The sequence below is a fragment of the Qipengyuania polymorpha genome (assembly GCF_019711435.1).
In the GTDB taxonomy this organism is placed as follows: Bacteria; Pseudomonadota; Alphaproteobacteria; order Sphingomonadales; family Sphingomonadaceae; genus Qipengyuania; species Qipengyuania polymorpha.
Genome location: NZ_JAIGNK010000002.1, coordinates 304,580 through 323,354 on the forward strand (window position 1 = coordinate 304,580; position 18,775 = coordinate 323,354).

The 18,775-nt window shown below is 64.4% G+C and carries 21 protein-coding genes; 7 read left to right on the top strand and 14 right to left on the bottom strand.

Annotated features, from left to right (window positions below; all coding sequences use genetic code 11):
- Positions 1-6: 6 nt before the first annotated feature.
- The 10 genes from K3152_RS06820 to K3152_RS06865 all read right to left on the bottom strand — a co-directional run bounded on the left by K3152_RS06820 (position 7) and on the right by K3152_RS06865 (position 9,691).
- A complete protein-coding gene (locus K3152_RS06820; RefSeq protein ID WP_221573364.1) occupies positions 7-1,473 on the bottom strand; it encodes a UDP-N-acetylmuramoyl-tripeptide--D-alanyl-D-alanine ligase in 1,467 nt (488 codons plus the stop codon).
- The gene (locus K3152_RS06825; protein ID WP_221573365.1) at positions 1,470-2,948 is read right to left on the bottom strand and encodes a UDP-N-acetylmuramoyl-L-alanyl-D-glutamate--2,6-diaminopimelate ligase; all 1,479 of its coding nucleotides are present in this window, start codon (positions 2,946-2,948) and stop codon (positions 1,470-1,472) included. The genes K3152_RS06820 and K3152_RS06825 overlap by 4 nt, the downstream gene beginning before the upstream one ends.
- Complete coding sequence (locus K3152_RS06830) at positions 2,935-4,647, bottom strand: peptidoglycan D,D-transpeptidase FtsI family protein (RefSeq protein WP_221573366.1); 1,713 nt, start codon at positions 4,645-4,647, stop codon at positions 2,935-2,937. The genes K3152_RS06825 and K3152_RS06830 overlap by 14 nt, the downstream gene beginning before the upstream one ends.
- Positions 4,648-4,688: 41 nt before the next feature.
- The gene (locus K3152_RS06835) at positions 4,689-5,210 is read right to left on the bottom strand and encodes a hypothetical protein (protein WP_221573367.1); all 522 of its coding nucleotides are present in this window, start codon (positions 5,208-5,210) and stop codon (positions 4,689-4,691) included.
- Entirely contained in the window at positions 5,210-6,148 is a 939-nt protein-coding gene (gene rsmH, locus K3152_RS06840) for a 16S rRNA (cytosine(1402)-N(4))-methyltransferase RsmH (RefSeq protein WP_221573368.1), read from the bottom strand. The genes K3152_RS06835 and rsmH overlap by 1 nt, the downstream gene beginning before the upstream one ends.
- Positions 6,145-6,585: a division/cell wall cluster transcriptional repressor MraZ gene (locus K3152_RS06845; RefSeq protein ID WP_345719773.1), complete on the bottom strand. Its 441-nt coding sequence runs from the start codon at positions 6,583-6,585 to the stop codon at positions 6,145-6,147. Before K3152_RS06845 ends, rsmH begins: the two co-directional genes overlap by 4 nt.
- Before the next feature lie 419 nt (positions 6,586-7,004).
- Complete coding sequence (locus K3152_RS06850; RefSeq protein WP_221573370.1) at positions 7,005-7,784, bottom strand: GldG family protein; 780 nt, start codon at positions 7,782-7,784, stop codon at positions 7,005-7,007.
- Positions 7,762-8,121: a hypothetical protein gene (locus K3152_RS06855; RefSeq protein WP_221573371.1), complete on the bottom strand. Its 360-nt coding sequence runs from the start codon at positions 8,119-8,121 to the stop codon at positions 7,762-7,764. The genes K3152_RS06850 and K3152_RS06855 overlap by 23 nt, the downstream gene beginning before the upstream one ends.
- Positions 8,122-8,153: 32 nt before the next feature.
- On the bottom strand, positions 8,154-9,170 hold the full coding sequence (locus K3152_RS06860; RefSeq protein WP_221573713.1) for a cysteine synthase A: 1,017 nt from the start codon (positions 9,168-9,170) through the stop codon (positions 8,154-8,156).
- A gap of 203 nt (positions 9,171-9,373) precedes the next feature.
- Positions 9,374-9,691 carry a 2Fe-2S iron-sulfur cluster-binding protein gene (locus tag K3152_RS06865; protein ID WP_040965346.1) on the bottom strand — a complete coding sequence of 106 codons (318 nt, stop codon included), beginning with the start codon at positions 9,689-9,691 and terminating at the stop codon, positions 9,374-9,376.
- An 87-nt stretch (positions 9,692-9,778) separates the two neighbouring features.
- On the opposite strand from K3152_RS06865, the gene K3152_RS06870 reads away from it, so the two are divergent.
- Genes K3152_RS06870 through K3152_RS06880 form a run of 3 tightly spaced genes read left to right on the top strand, consistent with a single transcriptional unit; the run spans position 9,779 to position 12,279 of the window.
- Positions 9,779-10,396 carry a DNA-3-methyladenine glycosylase family protein gene (locus K3152_RS06870; protein ID WP_221573372.1) on the top strand — a complete coding sequence of 206 codons (618 nt, stop codon included), beginning with the start codon at positions 9,779-9,781 and terminating at the stop codon, positions 10,394-10,396.
- Between the two features lie 16 nt (positions 10,397-10,412).
- Positions 10,413-11,219: an SDR family oxidoreductase gene (locus tag K3152_RS06875; protein ID WP_221573373.1), complete on the top strand. Its 807-nt coding sequence runs from the start codon at positions 10,413-10,415 to the stop codon at positions 11,217-11,219.
- 10 nt (positions 11,220-11,229) lie between these two features.
- A complete protein-coding gene (locus tag K3152_RS06880) occupies positions 11,230-12,279 on the top strand; it encodes an alpha/beta hydrolase (RefSeq protein ID WP_221573374.1) in 1,050 nt (349 codons plus the stop codon).
- Here K3152_RS06880 and K3152_RS06885 read toward each other — a convergent pair.
- Together K3152_RS06885 and K3152_RS06890 are read right to left on the bottom strand one after the other, a co-directional pair.
- Positions 12,276-13,358 (bottom strand): hypothetical protein, encoded by a 1,083-nt coding sequence (locus K3152_RS06885; RefSeq protein ID WP_221573375.1) that lies wholly within the window; start codon positions 13,356-13,358, stop codon positions 12,276-12,278. The genes K3152_RS06880 and K3152_RS06885 overlap by 4 nt on opposite strands.
- Complete coding sequence (locus K3152_RS06890) at positions 13,355-13,645, bottom strand: 4a-hydroxytetrahydrobiopterin dehydratase (protein WP_221573376.1); 291 nt, start codon at positions 13,643-13,645, stop codon at positions 13,355-13,357. Before K3152_RS06890 ends, K3152_RS06885 begins: the two co-directional genes overlap by 4 nt.
- A 71-nt stretch (positions 13,646-13,716) precedes the next feature.
- On the opposite strand from K3152_RS06890, the gene ccmA reads away from it, so the two are divergent.
- From ccmA to K3152_RS06905, 3 genes are all read left to right on the top strand, one after another.
- Positions 13,717-14,298, top strand: a complete 582-nt coding sequence (gene ccmA, locus K3152_RS06895) for a heme ABC exporter ATP-binding protein CcmA (protein WP_221573377.1) — start codon at positions 13,717-13,719, stop codon at positions 14,296-14,298.
- Positions 14,295-14,951, top strand: a complete 657-nt coding sequence (locus K3152_RS06900; protein WP_221573378.1) for a heme exporter protein CcmB — start codon at positions 14,295-14,297, stop codon at positions 14,949-14,951. Before ccmA ends, K3152_RS06900 begins: the two co-directional genes overlap by 4 nt.
- Before the next feature lie 103 nt (positions 14,952-15,054).
- Positions 15,055-15,630, top strand: coding sequence for a J domain-containing protein (locus tag K3152_RS06905; protein WP_221573379.1), 576 nt, complete (start codon positions 15,055-15,057; stop codon positions 15,628-15,630).
- Between the two features lie 3 nt (positions 15,631-15,633).
- On the opposite strand, the gene map is transcribed toward K3152_RS06905, so the two are convergent.
- Both map and K3152_RS06915 read right to left on the bottom strand, forming a co-directional pair.
- On the bottom strand, positions 15,634-16,461 hold the full coding sequence (map, locus tag K3152_RS06910) for a type I methionyl aminopeptidase (RefSeq protein WP_221573380.1): 828 nt from the start codon (positions 16,459-16,461) through the stop codon (positions 15,634-15,636).
- A gap of 41 nt (positions 16,462-16,502) precedes the next feature.
- On the bottom strand, positions 16,503-17,318 hold the full coding sequence (locus K3152_RS06915) for a PdaC/SigV domain-containing protein (RefSeq protein WP_221573381.1): 816 nt from the start codon (positions 17,316-17,318) through the stop codon (positions 16,503-16,505).
- 43 nt (positions 17,319-17,361) lie between these two features.
- On the opposite strand from K3152_RS06915, the gene K3152_RS06920 reads away from it, so the two are divergent.
- Positions 17,362-18,750 carry a leucyl aminopeptidase family protein gene (locus K3152_RS06920; protein ID WP_221573382.1) on the top strand — a complete coding sequence of 463 codons (1,389 nt, stop codon included), beginning with the start codon at positions 17,362-17,364 and terminating at the stop codon, positions 18,748-18,750.
- Positions 18,751-18,775 lie beyond the last annotated feature (25 nt).

Below are 18,775 nucleotides of genomic sequence, written 5' to 3' on the forward strand. Positions count from 1 at the left end.
CGGCTCCTAACTTGCGCGGGTGAAGTGATCCACGAGCTTGCCCAGCCCGACCGAATTGGAGCCTTTGACCAGCACGGCATCGCCCGCAACGATCCCGAAATCCTCCAGCATCCCGATAGCCTCTTCGGCCGAATTGCAATGCTCCCACTCGAGCGGATTGCCAAGCGAATTGAAGGCGGGTTTCCCCAGTTCACGGGCCAGTGCGCGCATCTCGTCGCCCACCAGCAACGCATAGTCGACATCGGCTGCAATCAAGGGTTCTGACAGCGCCCCGTGAAACTTGTCGCCGAAGTCGCCCAGCTCCTTCATCGAACCCAGCACGGCGATGCGGCGGGTGGATGGTGTCTGGCCCAATTGCGCGAGCGTTGCGCGCATGCTGGCGGGATTGGCGTTGTAGCTTTCGTCGATGAGCAGGGCCTTGCCGCCGGGTACGTCGATACCATGCCGCGCGCCGCGGCCCTTCAGCCCGCCCATTTCGGCGAGCGCGAGACCGGCAGCGGCCATGTCGCCGCCTGCCGCACGGACTGCCGCCATGACGGCCAGCGAGTTGATGACCCAGTGGTCCCCCGGCTCGGCGACGGTGTAGCAGAGGCGACCGGAATCGAATTCGCAAGTCACGAGGCTGCCGCCATTGGCGCTGGGGATGGCGTCGAGCAGGCGCATGTCGGCATGCGGGGCGCGGCCGAAGCTGACGACCTTTGCATCCATCCGCAGCGCGGCGAGGCGCAGGCGCTCGAAATGCTCGCTGTCGGCAGGGATGACGGCAATGCCGCCCGGCTCCAATCCGGCAAAGATTTCGGCCTTGGCCTCGGCGATGGCCTCCATCGAGCCCAGGTTCTCGATATGCGCGGGCGCGATGGTGGTGATGACGGCGACATGCGGGCGGACCTGCGTGGTCAGGCCTTCGATTTCGCCGGCATGGTTCATGCCCATCTCAAAAATGCCGAAACGGCTGCGCGCAGGCATGCGTGCGAGGCTGAGGGGAACACCGACATGGTTGTTATAGCTGCGCGTCGAGCGATGCGCCGCGCCGCGGCTGGCGCGTTCGAGGCTGGCGAAGATGGCTTCCTTCACCCCGGTCTTGCCGACCGAGCCGGTGACGCCGATGATTTTTGCCCCGGTCCGGCTGCGGGCTGCGCGGGCGAGTGCTTTCAGCGCTTCGGTCGTGTCTTCGACGAGGATGTGCGGGTAATCCACGGGGCGGTCGACGATGGCCGCGGCTGCGCCGTTCTGGAATGCCTTGTCGAGGAAGCGATGGCCGTCCATCGCCTCGCCCTTGAGCGCGACGAAAAGGTCACCGTTCACAACGTCGCGGCTGTCCATTTCGACACCGGCGACCTGGAAATCGCAGCTCGCGGTCCCGCCGACGGCCTCGGCAATCGCCTTCGCGTCCCACAGCGTGAGCGGCAGGCGGTCGCGATCCTCGACCGGCCATTCCATATAGGCTGGGTGGCGCAGGATGGCGGCGCTCATGCGTCACCTCTGGCGATAAGCGCCGCGCATTCGCGTGCGACCTCGACGTCGTCGAAGGGATGGACCCGCATGTTTTCTCCCGATCCGATGATTTGACCCGTTTCGTGACCCTTGCCCGCGACGAGGACGATGTCGTCCTTCCCCGCCTCGGCAATGGCTGCATGGATGGCTTCGCGACGTCCGCCCACTTCGCGTGCATTCGGCGCGCCTTCAAGCACCGCGCGGCGGATTTCCGCAGCATCTTCACCGCGGGGGTTGTCGTCAGTGACAATGACGAGGTCGCTCGCCTTGGCCGCCGCCTCGCCCATGGGCGCGCGCTTGCCGTGGTCGCGGTCGCCGCCTGCACCGAAGACGGTGATGAGACGGCCTGTGACATGCGGACGCAGAGCCGCGATGGCTGCTTCCAGCGCGTCGGGCGTATGTGCGTAATCGATATAGACCGGAGCGCCGCTGGGCGCGATGACCGCGCGTTCGAGACGGCCGCGAACGGGCTGGAGCCGTGCGACGGCATCCCACACGCGGCTCGCGTCGATACCGGTGGCGAGCGCAAGACCAGCAGAGGTCAGCGCGTTGGACACCTGGTAGGCCCCGATGAGCGGCAGGTTGATGGTCCGCTCGGTCCCGTCATGCTCGACGGTTAGCGACTGGCCGAGCTGCGTCGGTTCGCGGCGGGTGAGGCGGATGTCCTCGCCCTGCTCGCCCACGGTCATGACCTTCAGCCCGCGGCTTTGCGCATGTTCGACGACGCGCTTGTTCCAGCCGCTGTCGCCCGCGCCCATCCACACGACTGCCGTCGCGCCATCCGAAACCACCTCGTCGAAGAGGCGCATCTTGGCGGCGAAATAGTCTTCCATGTCCGCGTGGTAATCGAGGTGGTCGCGGCTGAAATTTGTGAAGCCTGCCGCTTCGACCGGAATGCCCTCGTTGCGATATTGCGAGAGGCCGTGGCTCGATGCTTCGTAGGCGACATGCGTCACGCCCTCGCGAGCCAGCCCGCTCATGTTCGAGAGGAAAGTGACGATATCGGGCGTGGTGAGGCCGGTCGAAACGCTTTCGTCCGGCGTGGTGACACCCAGCGTCCCGATGCTCGCCGCGCGCTCGCCCGACATGCGCCAGATCTGCCGTGTCATTTCGACGCAGCTGGTTTTCCCGTTGGTCCCGGTGACCGCGACGATATGCTCGGGCACGGGCGTGAAGAACTGTGCGGCCATGTCGGCAAAGCACTTGCGAGGGTTGTCGCTGGCGATGTGGACTGCGCCTCCGACCTTCGCCTCGGGACGCGCGACTACGGCCACGGCACCCGCCTCGATGGCGGCGGGGATGAAGTCCTCGCCATTGACCTGCGTGCCCTGGAACGCGCCGAACACGGTGCCCGGCGCAACCTTGCGATTGTCGATGGCGAAGCCGGTCACGGTGACCTCACCGCCTTCGGGGCAAACGACGCCTGCCCTATCGCAAATCTTACTCAGCTTCATTCTGCGCCTCGGGAATAAGCGGGGTGATGGCGGAAATATCGATATCACGCGTGTCGTCGGGACGCACGCCGATGAGCGGGCCGATGCGCGGAACGAGGCGGCCCACGATGGGCGCAGCGTTCCATGCGGCGGTGCGCTGGTAGGAGCTGGCGAGCGTACCCTTGGGCTCGTCGAGCATGGCGATAACGACGTAGCGCGGACGATCCATCGGGAACGCGGCCGCGAAGGTCGAGACCAGAGCGGTGCGGCGATAACCCGCCTTGCCGCCCGGCTTTTCGGCCGAACCGGTCTTGCCGCCCACGCGGTAGCCCGGCGCATCGGCGTTGCGGCCGGTCCCGTAAATCGCGATGGCGCGCATCATCTGGCGCATGCGGCTGGAAGTCGAGGCCTTGAACACGCGGCGCCCCTTGGGCGCTTCGCCCGGGCCCAGCTTTTTGAGCGTGGCAGGACGGTAGACGCCGCCATTCACCATCGCGGCATAGGCGCTGGCGAGGTGCAGCGGAGTAACCGCGATACCGTGACCGAAGCCAACAGTCATATTGGTGAGGCGCGCCCATTTGTCGCCCGGCCACAGCGGGAAGCCCTTGGCAGGCAGTTCGATTTCCGGACGGCCGTTCATACCCAGGTCTATCATGTACTGGCGGAGGCGTTCCGGCCCCATCTCGTCGGCGATGCGCGCACTGGTCGTGTTCGACGAGTGGATGAGCGTTTCCACCGCGTTGAGATCGTCGCCCATCTCGTGGCTGTCACGGATGGTGAAACGGCCGACCTTGACCGGCGAGGCATCGAAACGCCGACCCAAATCGCGGATAACACCCGCGTCGATGGCTGCAGCCACGGTCAGCGGCTTGAAGGTCGAACCGAGTTCATAGACCTGGTTGGTCACGCGGTTAAACATCAGCTTCTGGCCTTCGGCATCGATCTTGTTGGGGTCGAACTCGGGGAGCGATGCGAGCGCGATGACCTCGCCCGTGTCGACATCGAGCACGATGCCGGCGCCGCCCTGCGCCTGCGTCAACTTCATGCCGCGGCGCAGTTCGTCTTCCAGCGCGCCCTGCACGCGGACATCGATGGACAGCGCCACCGGTGTGCCGCGGGTAAGCGGGCTGGAGAGATGCTCGTCGAACACCTGCTCCATGCCGACGCGGCCCTTGCCGTCGGCGGCGACATAGCCGAGCACGTGCGCCGCCATCTGCCCCTGCGGATAGTGGCGGTCTTCTTCCATCGGCATTTCGAGCGCGAGCTCGCCTAGTTCCTGCACCTGGTTGGCTTCTTCCGGCAGCAGGCGCTTGCGGATGTAGAATCCCTTGCCCTTGGCGAGGCGAGCAGCCGTGTCAGCCTCGTCGAGGTCGGGGAAGATGGCTTTGAGCTTCGCTGCGACCTCTTGCGGCGCGGCCACCAGCGGCGCTTCACCCTCACCCATCGCCTCGGGGTTGAACCACAGGGCATAGGCAGGGAAAGCGCGCGCCATGGGCACGCCGTTGCGGTCGACGATTTCGCCGCGGTCGGGCAGCAAGGCCGCTTCGAGCGACGTCGCCCGCGCACCTTCGCCGCCGGAGCCGAGATAGACGATACGGCTCACCGCCATCAGGGCGACGAGCGCGAAGGCCAGCGCTATCCACAAGACGCGCCAGCGCGCGAGGTCGAGCGATTTCTGGCGAATGCTGACGAGTTGCACCCGCCCGCTCGCCATCGCCATGCTAACCGCTCCCGGTCCACCGTGGAGAGCGGAGAATGCGTTCACCGGGCAGCCTCGGCGAGAGCGACGGAGGAAGCTGCGGGACGCGCAAGCCGCTGGGCAAGGCTGGAGGCAAGCTGGCGGGTCGGCTCTTCGGCGCTGACCGCAGCCACCGTTACCGTTTCGCCTGCATCATCGCTATCGAGCCAGTCGCCAAACAGGCTGTCATCCTCGAGAGGAGCTGTATCGGCCTTGGCAACCCGTATCATTTCAGGTGCATCCATGCCGCGCGGCGTGCCGAGTGCTGCAAGCTGGCGCTCGTGCTCGACATACTGGTCGGCGCGCGGGGCATCATAGCCGAACTCGACCTGGTTCCATGCCGCAAGCTGCGCCTGGCTGGCGCGAGTCTGAAATTCGGTTTCCAGCATCAGCTTCGATTTTTCCGCCGCGATAATCTGGCGCTCGAGCAGGCGCACCTCGCTCTTCACTGCGTTCACGCGGAACGTCAGCGCGAGGAAGATGGCGACACTGAAGCCCATCACCAGCAGCCAGCCGATTTGTCGGATGCGCGATGTCTGGGCCATTATGCGGCCTCCCTTGCCGGTGTCGAGGTACGGGTCGCGTGGCGCAGCACCGAGGAGCGCGCACGCGGGTTGCGGTCAATCTCTGCCGCGCCGGGCTTGATTGCCTTGGAAACTTTCGAAAAAACCGGATCGTCCTGCGCCACCATGGGGACGTGACGCGAGGCACTCGGGGTTGAGGATGCCTCGCGCAGGAAGCGCTTGACGATCCGGTCTTCGAGGCTGTGAAAGCTGACCACGGCAAGGCGGCCCCCTTCACGCAACAGGTGTTCGGCTGCCGACAACCCTTGGGACAGTTCGTCGAGTTCGCCGTTCACGTGAATTCTGATGGCCTGGAAGGTCCGCGTGGCGGGATCCTTCTTGTCATGTGGCTTATGGCCCAGTGCCTTGCGCACGACGCGGGCAAGTTCGCCGGTCGTTGCCAGCGGACGCGCCGCCACGATGGCGCGCGCGACGCGGCGCGACTGGCGCTCCTCGCCATACTGGTAAATGACGTCGGCAATCGTGCTTTCCTCGGCAGTGTTGAGGAAATCGGCCGCGCTCTCGCCGTCCTGGCTCATGCGCATGTCGAGCGGGCCGTCGGAGGAGAACGCGAAACCACGCTCCGCTTGGTCGAGCTGCATCGACGAGACACCGATATCCATCACCACCCCGTCGACACGCTCCACACCGGCGGCGCGCATGACGTCCAGCATTTCCGAAAAGCGATGCGAGTGAAGGATAAGGCGGGGCGGAGTACTCTCCGTCTCCCGCCAGTTGCGACCCGCTGCAATGGCATCGGGATCCCGGTCGAAAGCATGCACCGTCGCGCCGCGTTCGAGCAGCGCGCGCGTATAACCGCCCGCACCGAAGGTCGCGTCGATAAGGACGTCACCCGGCTGCGGGTCGAGCGCTTCGACGACTTCGTCGAGCAGGACAGGGATGTGCGGTGCGCCGGTCATTTGCCCCCACCCTTGCCGGATTTGGCCTTGGCATCGGCCAGCAGGCTTTCGCAGGCCGCCTTGGCGCTAGCCCAGTCGTCGCCCATTTCGGCGAGCTGGTCGGGGTTCCACAGCGTAAAGAAGCGGCCGCCGCCCTGAAAGTAGAGGCCATCCTCGATCTTGCCGAGGGCGCGCAGGTGTTCGGGCATGACGAAGCGGCCGCTGTCGTCGAAGGGCATTTCGATGAAGCCGAAGAGCTGGCTGGCACGGGTATCGCGGTCGAAATCCTTGCCCACGCGCACGGCGATTTCCTCTTCGCGATCGAGCTGGGCTTCCAGCTCTTCCTTGCGCGACAGGCCGAAGCCGACGAGGCAATTCCACGTGGGGTGCTTCATGAGGCAAAGGATGCGGCCGTCGGAGCTTTCCTTTACGGCCTTGCGGAACAGCGGCGGAAGCACAAAGCGGCCCTTATCGCCCGCAGGCGAGTAAGCTTGTCCGCTGTACCCTCCGAATTGCACTGCCCTGTCCCCAGTTGGCGTTTTCACCTCTTTCGCCGGACACACCTCCCCCGTCCGCAAAAGCGCGAGCTTTCGCGGCGCGCCCCACGTTGAGTGGTGCGCGCAAAGACACTGGCATGTCCGATGTCGTGATGATTTATCGCGGGAGACGCGGGGATGGAAGGGAAAATTGCGGGATTTTACGGGATTGACCTGCAAGCTGCTGATTTTTATCAGTATTTAATCTCGCAATCCTGTTGATATCCTTAACAGAGTGTAACGCTAGCCTACGGAAAACCAACGGGAATCAGCGGAGGTCCCGCGCCATCCCCGGACGAGTCCCGCGTTTTCCCGTATCGAGTCCCGTGATTTCCCGTGTGCTAGCGCGCAGCAAGCGGAACGAGCGGGTCGAGCAGCTTCCAGAGCGCTGTCTTGCGCGCTTCAGGGACTTGCTCGTCACCTTCCCAATCGAGCAAAGCAGCATCGGCGTAGAGGTAGGCCTCGCCCTCGCCGTTCACGCATTGGGCGATAAGGCCGTCTTCCAGCGCCGTGCAGCGCCGCGATGGTTCGCCTGTGTCCCGGTCCTCGAAGCGGCCTGCCAAATTGACCGGAAAATCCACGCCCGACTGGCGCAGCACGCGGTCGCCTTGTGGCTGTTCCTCATCAAACAGGAGCTCGACGCCCAGACGTTGGAAGATTGGCGAGAGAAGCACGACATCCTGCGGACGGCGACGGTCGCCGATGCCGAATTCCGAATGGCGCGTCAGCATGGGGTCGGCGAGGATCACTGCCCTCCCTCCATTCGCGAGATACTGGTCAAACGACACATTCTCCGACGGCGCGAGCGGGCGCGGCTGGGCGAGGAGCACGCGGTCCAGTCCTTCCAGCGCTTCGGGCTCGAGCGTGTCGAGCGGGACGATTTCGAACTTGGTTTCCAGTTCGGTGCGGACCCAGTCGGGCTCGGCCTCATTGTTCAGCATCTCGGTGATGTCACCCGCCTCACCCCAATAGATGGGGAGCGTGGTGAAGAGGCCGAGCTTGGGCTTGGCCACCTGCACTTCGGCAACCTCGGGCTGCTCGGGTTCCGTGCTGCCATTGCAGGCAGCGAGCAGGGCAAGCGATGCGGCGAGCAGCAGGCTATTGCTGGGGCGGAGGGGCATCTTGCGGGCCCTGTTCGGGTACGACAGCGGGAGACTGGGTGGGCGCAGGCGCATTGGGCAGGTCGGGCACCACACCTGCATCGACCAGCGGGTCCTGCTGGGTGGGCGCAACCGTAGGCTCGGTCGTCGGGGCAGCTCCCGGCACGGATGCTGCATCCACCTCGCGCGTGCGATCCTGGATGAGGCTGGCGAGCCCCACGAGCAGCACCATCAGCACCACCCCGCCGATGCCGATTTGCAGGCGCTGCACCGATTGCGCGCGCGTGCCGGCGAGCGGGACATCCGAAGCCTCGCCAATGCGGGGCGCGCTGCGACTAAGGTCGAAGGAACGTGGCATGCCGCGAAACTTGGGGCCTGCCGCGCCCTGCGTCAATCATTCTCGTCCAGCCAGTCGAACACCGGCAGGCCCTTCGAGCGCAGCCATTCTGCATTGTAGAGCGTCGAGAGATAGCGGAAACCCGTGTCGCAAAGGATGGTGACGACACGCGGGTTTTCGCGCCCCTCGGCCACCAGCTGCTTGCCCAGCTCGACCGCGCCAGCGACATTGATGCCGCTCGACAGGCCGAGGCACAGCCCTTCCTCGCGCAGCAGGCGGGCGACCCAGTTCAATCCTTCCTCGTCCGAAATGCGGAACTGCGTATCGATGGGCGCGCCTTCGAGATTGCCGGTGATGCGGCCCTGCCCGATGCCTTCGGCAACCGAAGATCCCTCGCCCTTCAGCTCGCCGTTGGCATAGTAATTGAACAGCGCAGCGCCATGCGGGTCGGTCAGCGCGATGACGACATTCTCGTCGAATTCCTTCAGGCCCATGCCGACACCGGCAATCGTGCCGCCGGTGCCCGCCGCGCAGGTGAAGCCGTCGATGCGGCCATCCATCTGCTGCCAGATTTCCTTGGCCGTGCCCTCGATATGCGCCTTGCGGTTGGCGGTATTGTCGAACTGGCCTGCCCAGATGGCGCCGTCAATTTCCTCGGCCATGCGGCGCGAGACGTGCTGGAAATGGTTGGGGTCGGCATATTTGGTCGGCGCGACCGTCACCAGCTCCGCTCCCAGCGCGCGCAGCGTTTGCATTTTCTCGCGGCTCTGGTTGTCGGGCATCACGATGATGGTGCGATAGCCCAGCGCATTGGCGACCAGCGCGATGCCGATGCCGGTGTTGCCAGCCGTCCCTTCGACGACCGTGCCGCCCGGCTTCAATTCGCCGCGCGCTTCTGCATCACGGATGATGTAAAGCGCTGCGCGGTCCTTCACGGATGCGCCCGGATTGGCGAATTCGCACTTGCCGTAGATATCGCATCCGGCCTCCGCGCTCGGCCCTTCGAGACGGACGAGCGGGGTGTTGCCGATCAGGTCGAGCGTGTGCCCGGTAACGGTATGATGAGTCATGCTGGCCGAGGTAGGCGCGAGAAATTCTTCGCGCAAACTACATGCTCTTTCACTTAGGAAAGCGGAGTCTTTGCTGCGTTCGGTGCCGGCCCACTCCCCTACCCGGCCACCCACGGGACCATCCTTATTGGGTGGCCGGGTGGGGAGTGGGCTGGTGCCGCAAGGTCAGGACGGAGGTCCTGACCGCACCCACAGGGGCGCCATCAATCTTCAGGGGCGATAGTAACCTTCAGCCCGTCGAGGTCGCCGGTGAAGGGAATCTGGCACGACAGGCGCGAGGTTTCGACGCGGTGGTCGGAAGATTCCAGCAGATCGTCCTCGTCCTCGCTCATGGCGGGCAGCTTGTCGGTGAACGCCGGGTCCACATGCACGTGGCAGGTGGCGCAAGAGCAGCAGCCGCCGCACAGCGCGAGCAGTTCGTCGAAGCCGTTGTCGCGAATGGCTTCCATCACGGTCAGGCCGTCCTCAACAGCGATTTCGGAAGTTTCGCCTTCGCGGGTGGTGACGATCAGCTTGGGCATCATTGCATCCTGTATTGCCTTGCCCGCCGCGCGGGCCCTATGCGAGGCGCTGCTATTCAATGCGGCAAAGGAAGGCAAGCCAAAGCCATGGGTCTCACCAATGCGCAGCTACGCGAGCACCTCGACGCGGTGGCGGCAGAGGACCCGGTGGTGGCCGGAGCCATTGCACGCGTCGGCTATCCCGAAGAACGCATCCGCCAGGTCGGCTACCGCACGCTGCTGCGCACCATCGTCGGCCAGCAGGTCAGCGTTGCCGCGGCCGCATCGGTATGGCGTAAGCTGGAGGCGGAACTGGGTGAGGACATGCATGCCCATGAACTGCTCGCCCGCGACTTCGACACCTTGCGCGCATGCGGCTTGTCGCGCCAGAAACAGGGCTATGCCCGTAGCCTGTGCGAGCTGGTGGACGGTGGCGAACTCGACCTCGAGAACCTGCCCGAGGACGACGAAGAAGCCATTGCCGAACTTACCCGCATCAAGGGCATCGGGCGCTGGTCAGCAGAAATCTATTTGCTCTTCGCCGAGGGCCGCCCCGACATCTGGCCCGCCGGCGACCTTGCGGTGCAAGCGGCATGCGGAAAGATGCTCGACCTCGCCGAGCGTCCGGGCGAGAAGGAAACACGCGCCTTGGCCGAAAAGTGGAGGCCCTATCGCGGGGCCATGGCCATCTTTACCTGGCATGCCTATGCCGACCCGGCATTGTAAACGGAAGAGGGAATACATGAGCACGCGCAAGGCAATCTTCGTCACCGGCGGCGCGTCGGGTATCGGCCGCGCCATCGCGCTCTATTTCGCCGGGCGCGGCTGGTTCGTCGGCATTGGCGATATCGACGAAGCGGGCATGCGCGAAACGCTCTCGCTGATGGGCGAAGGAAACGGCTTCCAATACAAGTTCGACGTGCGCGAACGCGAGGAATGGGACGAGGCGCTTGCCGCCTTTGCTGAGGCCTCCGATGGCCGTATCGACGTTCTCGCCAACAATGCAGGGATCCCCTTGGGCGGCGCGCTGGAGGAGAACAGCGTCGCCGAAATCGAACGCTGCCTCGACATCAATCTGAAAGGCGTGTTGTTCGGCGCGCAGGCTGCCTATCCGTGGCTCAAGCAGAGCGCCCCCGGCTCCTGCCTGCTCAACACCGCCAGCGCGGCAGGCATCTACGGCACGCCCGGCGCGAGCGTTTATTCGGCGACCAAGTTCGGCGTGCGCGGCATCACCGAGAGCCTGGATGGCGAATGGTGGGACGACGGGATCAAGGTCCGCTCGCTCTGCCCGAGCTTCATCGACACGCCGCTGCTCGACCACAACACCAATGCGCGCAGCAACGAAGGCATCCGGCAGCGGGTGAAGGATGCAGGTCTTGAAATCACGCCGGTCCTTGAGGTTGCGCAGGCAGCGTGGGATGCCGTGCATGGCGACAAGCTGCACACGACGGTCGGCAAGACCGCCAAGAGCCTCGCCTTCGGCGCGCGCTGGCTGCCCGGAAAAGTCCGCAAACAAACCCGCGCCTCGGCCCGTCCGCTCGGCAAATAAGGAAAACACGATGAAGACCCTGTTCGGCGCCGCCGCAGCGCTCGCGCTCGCCCTGCCCGCACCTGCATCGGCCCAGCCGCAAGGCGGCGAGCCCGTGGCTATCGGCACGACCTACACCATCCCTTCCAAGGTCTTCCAAGGCGAGCGGCGGGTGACCGTGCGGCTGCCCGCAGGCTATGCCGAGCAGCCCGACAAGCGCTTCCCTGTGGTCTATCTCATCGACGGCGGGCCCGAGCAGGACTTCCCGCACATCGCCGGCATCGCGCAGAGCGGCGACATCAACTGGAGCATCGAACGCTTCATCCTCGTCGGCATCGAGACGGTGAACCGCCGCGCCGAAATCACTCCTCCCGTCAGCGCGGCCAAGTTGGAAAGCTACACTCGCGTCTTTCGCGCAGCACCAGGCGGCGCGGGTAATTTCCGTAGCTTCATCGCTGGCGACGTGAAGCCCTGGGTCGAGGCCAATTTCCGCACCAGCGGGCAGGATGCGGTGATGGGAGAATCGCTTGCCGCGCTCTTCGTGCTCGACAGCCTCTTCGCGCAGCCCGAACTGTTCGACGACTGGATCGCCGTTTCGCCCTCGCTCTGGTACGACGACATGGCGCTCGCCCGCAAAAGCGCCGAATGGCTCGCGGCGATGCCCGCTACCGAGGAGCGCCTTTACCTGACGGTCGCCAACGAGGGCTATCGCCACGAGGAGGGCATGGAGCGGCTGGTCGACGCGCTACGCAACATCACGCCCCAAGGCTGGAAATGGGCCTATGTCCCGCTGGCCGACAGCGAAACGCACGGCACTATCTACCACACCGCCGCGCTCGACGCGCTGCGCCTGTTCTACGGCACGCCGACCCGCGAATATCGCCCCGACAGCGAAATGCTGGGCCGCCCGTCGCCGCCCGAGACGGCGGAAGAACTGGCGCTGCTGGAAGAAGAATGCACGCCGGACAACACTCTGGAACTGACGCCCGAAGCCGCAGTCATGGGCCGCGACCGGCTGTTCTACCGCTGCCTGAACCTCGACCTCGGACCGAGGGCGCGTGAGGGCAATTGGGACGACTAGTTTTCCACGAAGTCGCGGACCCGTTCACCTTCTTCGGACAGGTACGGCTCCAGATCGGACCAGCTTAGCGCGATGGGCGCAGTACAAGCGAACATGGCGTGCGGCATGGAAGGGATGAAGCGCAGCCCCTCTGCGACCAGAGAGATGGTCCAAGAACCGCCCCACCCGATGGCCTCGCGGCATTCGTCGTCCTGCTCCGGGTCGTATTCCCGCTGGAGCAGGTCTCGCAATACGTCCTGAAGCTCGAAGCCGCCATACTCGCCCGGTGTGAACGCTGCGCGATTTAGCCATGCCTCTTGCGGCGTGATCTCGACGCCCGAAGCGCGGTCGAACACACGGTAGGACCAGCTGTAGGCCGGATGTGCACCCGCGCAAAAATAGGCTTGAGTATCCTCGACCGAGAGCCAGCGGGCATTTGCAAATATCGGTTCTGCGGTAATGCTGACCGAGCCGTCGTTACCGAATGAAGAGACACTATCCATCGAGCACTGGATGTAGAGATCGTCAGAGCGTCCCGTCGGCCTTTGCTTTCCAAGCTCAATCCCGATCGCCGCATCGCCCGGCTTGTCGGCATCGAACCTGAAGCCGTCAAACTGGTTGTCATCGAAATGTGCCGGCGGTTGCCAGATCACCTTCTCATAGGTCCAGCCGCCCAATTGTGCAGGCTCGGTTACGAAAACAGGTTCGAACAGGCGCGGCGCGAAAAACTCGCGGGACGAGCAGGCGTCTTCCCAGCCCTCCTCACTCGCGGTCCATTCACGCTGTTCCAGGCGGATGGGAAGCGAACGCTTTCCGTCTGACCACTCGCCGGTCGCTCGGTCATCACCAGTTCGTGCGAGCGACCAGGCGGGACCGCCAGTCATATGCCCCTCGGTCCACCGCGCGCCATCCTTCCCGTCCCTCAGCGGAATGGGGATGAGGTATTTATCGTAATAATAGGATCCGCGACCGTTGGCGAAACATGCGGTTATCGCCGTGCGGCCCAGCGTTCCCGACCAGAGACCGTCAATGGCATCGTCGGACCGGGTGGATTTCTCGCCTCCACCCGCAAGGGCGAGCGAGAGCGCCAGCAGGCTCATACCAGCTTGTCGATCTTCTTCGCCATGTTGACGTCGCGCAGTGAAAGGCCGCCTGCGTCATGCGTGGTCAGCGTAATCTCGACCTTGTTGTAGACGTTGAACCACTCGGGATGGTGGTCGCGCTTTTCGGCGATGATGGCGATGCGCGTCATGAAAGCGAAGGCTTCGGCGAAGTCGGCGAATTCGAACTTGCGCTCGATGGCCTTGCCGTCGCGGGCCAGCGACCATTCGGGCAGCGCGCGCAGCCAGGTGTCGCGTTCTTCTTCGGTCAGTTGCTCGACGGGCATTTCTGCGAATCCTCTGTTGCGTGTCCGGCCCAGCTTGTGGGCCTGTCGCCTTTTGCCTATCGCTGCCTCCCATGCAAGCGCAGCTCACCGCGAAAGACATAGCCTGCCGCCGCGGCGAGAGACTGCTCTTCAAGGGGCTATCGCTCGATTGCGCGCCCGGCGACGCGTTGCAGATTACCGGCGCGAACGGTGTAGGAAAATCGAGCCTGCTGCGCATCCTTGCGGGGCTGCTGAGGCCCTTCGCGGGGGAGGTCTCCTCGACTGGAGCTATCGGGCTGGTCGACGAGCGACTGGCGCTCGATGCGAACCAACCGCTGGGCAAGGCGCTGGCTTTCTGGGAGCGGCTCGACGGTTGCAGTGACCCGGGCCGCGCGCTGGACGTGCTGCAGCTCGAACCCTTGCTGGATGTGCCGGTGCGCTATCTTTCGACCGGCCAGAAGAAGCGCGCCGCTCTTGCGCGCCTCCTCAATCGGAATTGCCCCATCTGGCTGCTCGACGAGCCATTGAACGGTCTCGATACACAGGCGCAGAAGAGCGTCGAGGCACTGGTGGCGCTTCATTGCGGCGGCGGCGGGATTGCCGTCGTAGCCTCGCACCAGCCCTTTGCCGTACCCGGCGGTAAGGCGCTGGCTATCGAGGATTACGCCGCATGAGCGCAGCCCTCGCCCTGCTGCGCCGTGACCTGTCGCTGCTGATGCCCGGCGGAAGCGGTGGCGGTGTCTTGCCGCTGTTGTTTTTCCTCGCCGTGGCGATGCTTTACCCCTTCGCAGTCGGGCCGGACGCGCAATTGCTGGCGCGCACCGGAGGCGGGGTTATCTGGGTAGCCGCCCTGCTCGCTGCCATCCTGCCGCTTGAGAAACTCGTGACCGGCGACCTCGAGGCTGGCGTGTTCGACCAATTGTCCCTGCGCGATGTGAGCGAGGAACTGGCCATGGCGGTACGCCTCTTTGCCCACTGGCTGGCTTTCGCGCCGCTGCTGCTGGTCGCAACGCTACCCGCCGCGGCCCTGCTGGGGCTGGACGAGAACACGACGCGCACCGTCCTTCTTGGCCTGCTTGCCGGGACACCGGGGCTTGCAGCTGTCGGCTTGGCAGTCGCAGCCCTTACGGCGAGCATGCGCGGCGGCGCAGCGCTCGCGGGCCTCATGGTCATCCCGCTTGCCGTGCCAATCCTGATATTCGGAGCGGGCGCGCTCTCGCGCCCTGACACCTCGGGCATCCTCTTCACCGCTGCCATCAGCCTCGGCCTGTGCGCGCTGGCCCCCTTCGCCGCGGCCGCCGCCATCCGCGCGGCGCAGGAAAACTGAATTCTGTCTGTCTCTTACAAGACAAGGCTTTCGCGCTGGATGACAAGCATCGCAATGTGCCGTAGAATTCGCGGGGTCGCACAGGGCTAGGGGCTTGTCCGAAATGGAAGACGACGAAGAGTTCATCGACTTTTACGCGCTGCTCGAGGTCGAGGCGAACTGCGACCGGTCGGCGGTCGAAAAATCCTATCGCCAATTGGCGCAGCTCTACCACCCGGATCATTCCGAGACGGCGGATGTGGGTAAGTTCCAGGAAGCGACCCGCGCCTACAAGGTGCTGAAGGACGCAAAGCGCCGTGCCGAATACGACCGGCAGCGCAATGCCCATCTCGGCATCGAGGAGCCAGCCCCCACCCCGCGCGACGATATCGTCATCGACGGTGCTACCGCGGTCCAGGACGCCGAAGTTCACGAGCAAATCTTGCTGGCGCTATACAAGCAGCGGCGCGAAAATGCGCGCGAACCGGGCATGATGCCCTATTACGTGCAGCGAGAACTGGATTGCTCGGACGAGAGCTTCGAGTTCCACACCTGGTATTTGAAGTCGAAGGGCTTCATCGAGATAACGCAGCAAAGCGAACTCGCCATCACCATCGAGGGCGTGGACCACGTGATTTCACAAAGCCGCGCCGCGAAGGAGAAGCTGCTGCTGGAGCAGGCCAAATCCTCGGAGGGCTAGCCTCTAATAGGGCGGCTGGTGGAGGCCTTTCGGGCTTTCGGTGAAAATCTCGACGCCATTTTCGGTGATACCAATCGAATGCTCGAACTGGGCGGAGAGCGACTTGTCGCGCGTCACGGCGGTCCAGCCGTCCTTGAGCAATTTGGCATGCGGGCGGCCCAAATTGATCATCGGCTCGATGGTGAAGAACATCCCCGGCTTCAGCAGCGGTCCCGTGCCCTTGCGGCCGGTGTGGATGACTTCGGGCGCGTCGTGGAACAGGCGGCCAAGGCCATGGCCGCAGAATTCCTGTACTACACCGTAGCGGTGCGACTTGGCATGCGCTTCGATGACCGCGCCGATATCGCCAAGCCGCGCGCCGGGCTGGCTTGCCGCTTCGATGCCGAGCATGAGGCACTCATAGGTCACGTCGACGAGCTTGCGCGCCTTCAATGCGGGTTCGCCGGCGAAGAACATGCGGCTGGTGTCGCCGTGCCAGCCGTCCAATAGCGGGGTCACGTCGATATTGACGATATCGCCATCCTTCAGCGCCTTGTCCGACGGAATGCCGTGGCAAATGACGTGATTGATGGAGGTGCAGCAGCTGTGCTGGTAACCGCGATAGCCCATGGTCGCAGGCACTGCGCCGCCGTCGAGCGTCATCTCGCGCACCTTGTCGTCGATTTGGCCGGTGGTCACGCCGGGCTTCACGAAACCGGTCAGCTCGTCGAGGATTTCGGCGGCAAGGCGTCCGGCCTTGCGCATGCCCTCGAAGCCCTCGGGCCCGTGGAGCTTGATGGTGCCGTCACGATAGACGGTCTGGTCGCTGTCGATTACCTGATATTCGGTCATGCGCGCCCATGTAATGCCTTCGGGCGATAATTGCGAGTGCGCTAACGCTTCACGCTGAAAGCATTGGCGAACTCGGGCTTCACCGCGTCGAGGATGGAGGGCGTGACCGAGAAGTTCAGTTCGTAATCACCTTCCGCATAAGAGCCTGCGACATAAGGTCCGAAGTAGATGCCGATGCGGTTGAAGGTCTCGCCATTTGAGGAGCCGACGAGCACGGTCGCCTCGTCGATGCCGGGGCAATCGTCGAAAATGTCGCCGCTGGCAGGATCGATGCTCATCCCGCGCCGCTTTTCCCGCTGCTCGTTCAAGGCTTCGCACAAACGTGCGCCGAGCGCCGTTTCCAGCGCGACGGGCGAATTAAACAGTTCCACGCCCTTCATTGCCCGCTGTCCGCGCTTGTCCCAGACGAGCGATGTCTTGCCGCTATTGCCATGCGCGCCGCCGGTATAGACGTAGAGGTCCGCCGACAGGCTCAGCCATTGCGGCAGGTCGGCGACGACCTTCCATTCCTTCTCGAACCCGCGGCTGATGCAGGAGATGCAATCCTCTGGGGCGCCGTCGAAGGATTTCTCCCACTCTGCCTTTTGCGCCGCAAGCTCGCGGTCCCGCTCTGCGGTGAAGCGTTCGACCAGCTGCGGCACTTCGCTCACCGCCTTGGGCCAGCTGTAAGAGAACTCGCGGTTGCCGCCGTTCTTCGAGGAATCGTCGTCGAAGGCCACGGCCCGTGCACCGTCCGACCCGGCCCTCGCGCTTGTCGCCGCTTCCCCCTCGCGGGCGGGCGATACGGTTTCCTCCCCGCTTTGCGAGCAGGCAGCGCTCGACAGGGCGAGGGAAATCAGGAACAGGCAGTTGCGCATCGAATTACCTTGGCACCAAGCAGATTAATCCGAGGGGAATACCATGGCCGACAAAGCCGACCTAATCCAGGCAGACCGCGGACAGGACGCTATCCCCATCCATCTGGTCAACAAGGACGGGTTCGCCGACTGGGCAAAATCGCTTTCGGCCGGCCAGCGCGCCGCCCTGGAAGCGCAGAAATTCGATGGCAGCGGTTACCAGGTCGGCATCGTGCCGGATGGCGATGGGTGGTTTGCCGTCGGCGGTGTCGCCGATCCGGACGCGCTCTCGAGCTGGTGCATGGCCAAGCTCGCCGAAGCCCTGCCCGAAGGGACCTATCGCCGCGCCAAGGGCGAACCCGGAGCCGCTCTGCACGGCTGGCAGACCGCGCAATACCATTTCGAGCGCTACAAGAAGCCCGACAAGCCGACCGGGCCGCGCATCCTTCTGACCAAGGAAGCGAAAAAAATCGACGCGGCGATGGCAGAGGCCAAGGCCGTGTGCCTCATTCGCGACCTCGTCAACACGCCCGCCGAGGACATGGGTCCCGCCGCGCTGGAGGAGCAGTGCGAGCGTCTCGCTAAGGAACATGGCGGAAAGCTGTCGGTCACCCGCGGCGACCAGCTCGAGCAGGACTATCCCATGGTCCACGCCGTGGGCCGCGCGGCAACGCGTCATCATGCCCCGCGCATCATGCACCTCACCTGGGGCAAGGAAAGCGATCCCGTCATCGCCATCGTCGGCAAGGGCGTGTGTTTCGACAGCGGCGGGCTCGATGTGAAGAGTTCTTCCGGCATGCTGCTGATGAAAAAGGACATGGGCGGCGCGGCGCATGCCATTGCGCTCGCCGGTCTCGTCATGGGCGGCAAGCTGCCCGTCCGCCTGCACCTGCTCGTGCCTGCGGTCGAGAACGCCATTTCGGGCAACAGCTTCCGCCCGGGTGATGTGCTGAAGTCGCGCAAGGGGCTGACGGTCGAAATCGGCAATACCGATGCCGAAGGTCGCCTTATTCTCGGCGATGCGCTGACCCGCGCTTCGGAAGAAAATCCCGAACTCATCCTCGATTTCGCAACTCTGACCGGCGCTGCGCGTGTGGCGTTGGGGCCCGACTTCCCGGCATTGATGGCGCGCAGGGACGAGACTGCCGATGCGCTCATCGAAGCGGGCAAGGCGCATGACGACCAGCCGTGGCGCCTGCCCCTGCCCGAAGCCTATGCCGAGTGGCTGGCCTCCGACATCGCCGACACCAACAACGCCCATGGCAATGCCTTTGCGGGCGCGAGCGTGGCGGGCCTGTTCCTCGACAAATTCGTCGGCGACGGCATCGACTGGGCGCATTTCGACACCTTTGCATGGCGTCCATCGGCCAAGCCCGGCAGACCCAAGGGCGGCGATGCCTACGGCCTGCGCGCCGCCTGGCACATGCTGCAGAACCGTTTCAAAGCGGCATAGCCCGACAGAGACGCTTGCCCCGCGC

Coding starts and splice junctions, on each gene's coding strand:
- K3152_RS06820 (WP_221573364.1), bottom strand. CDS start 1,473: ATGAGCGCCGCCATCCTGCGCCACCCAGCCTATATGGAATGGCCGGTC.
- K3152_RS06825 (WP_221573365.1), bottom strand. CDS start 2,948: ATGAAGCTGAGTAAGATTTGCGATAGGGCAGGCGTCGTTTGCCCCGAA.
- K3152_RS06830 (WP_221573366.1), bottom strand. CDS start 4,647: ATGGCGATGGCGAGCGGGCGGGTGCAACTCGTCAGCATTCGCCAGAAA.
- K3152_RS06835 (WP_221573367.1), bottom strand. CDS start 5,210: ATGGCCCAGACATCGCGCATCCGACAAATCGGCTGGCTGCTGGTGATG.
- rsmH (WP_221573368.1), bottom strand. CDS start 6,148: ATGACCGGCGCACCGCACATCCCTGTCCTGCTCGACGAAGTCGTCGAA.
- K3152_RS06850 (WP_221573370.1), bottom strand. CDS start 7,784: ATGCCCCTCCGCCCCAGCAATAGCCTGCTGCTCGCCGCATCGCTTGCC.
- K3152_RS06855 (WP_221573371.1), bottom strand. CDS start 8,121: ATGCCACGTTCCTTCGACCTTAGTCGCAGCGCGCCCCGCATTGGCGAG.
- K3152_RS06860 (WP_221573713.1), bottom strand. CDS start 9,170: ATGACTCATCATACCGTTACCGGGCACACGCTCGACCTGATCGGCAAC.
- K3152_RS06865 (WP_040965346.1), bottom strand. CDS start 9,691: ATGCCCAAGCTGATCGTCACCACCCGCGAAGGCGAAACTTCCGAAATC.
- K3152_RS06870 (WP_221573372.1), top strand. CDS start 9,779: ATGGGTCTCACCAATGCGCAGCTACGCGAGCACCTCGACGCGGTGGCG.
- K3152_RS06875 (WP_221573373.1), top strand. CDS start 10,413: ATGAGCACGCGCAAGGCAATCTTCGTCACCGGCGGCGCGTCGGGTATC.
- K3152_RS06880 (WP_221573374.1), top strand. CDS start 11,230: ATGAAGACCCTGTTCGGCGCCGCCGCAGCGCTCGCGCTCGCCCTGCCC.
- K3152_RS06885 (WP_221573375.1), bottom strand. CDS start 13,358: ATGAGCCTGCTGGCGCTCTCGCTCGCCCTTGCGGGTGGAGGCGAGAAA.
- K3152_RS06890 (WP_221573376.1), bottom strand. CDS start 13,645: ATGCCCGTCGAGCAACTGACCGAAGAAGAACGCGACACCTGGCTGCGC.
- ccmA (WP_221573377.1), top strand. CDS start 13,717: ATGCAAGCGCAGCTCACCGCGAAAGACATAGCCTGCCGCCGCGGCGAG.
- K3152_RS06900 (WP_221573378.1), top strand. CDS start 14,295: ATGAGCGCAGCCCTCGCCCTGCTGCGCCGTGACCTGTCGCTGCTGATG.
- K3152_RS06905 (WP_221573379.1), top strand. CDS start 15,055: ATGGAAGACGACGAAGAGTTCATCGACTTTTACGCGCTGCTCGAGGTC.
- map (WP_221573380.1), bottom strand. CDS start 16,461: ATGACCGAATATCAGGTAATCGACAGCGACCAGACCGTCTATCGTGAC.
- K3152_RS06915 (WP_221573381.1), bottom strand. CDS start 17,318: ATGCGCAACTGCCTGTTCCTGATTTCCCTCGCCCTGTCGAGCGCTGCC.
- K3152_RS06920 (WP_221573382.1), top strand. CDS start 17,362: ATGGCCGACAAAGCCGACCTAATCCAGGCAGACCGCGGACAGGACGCT.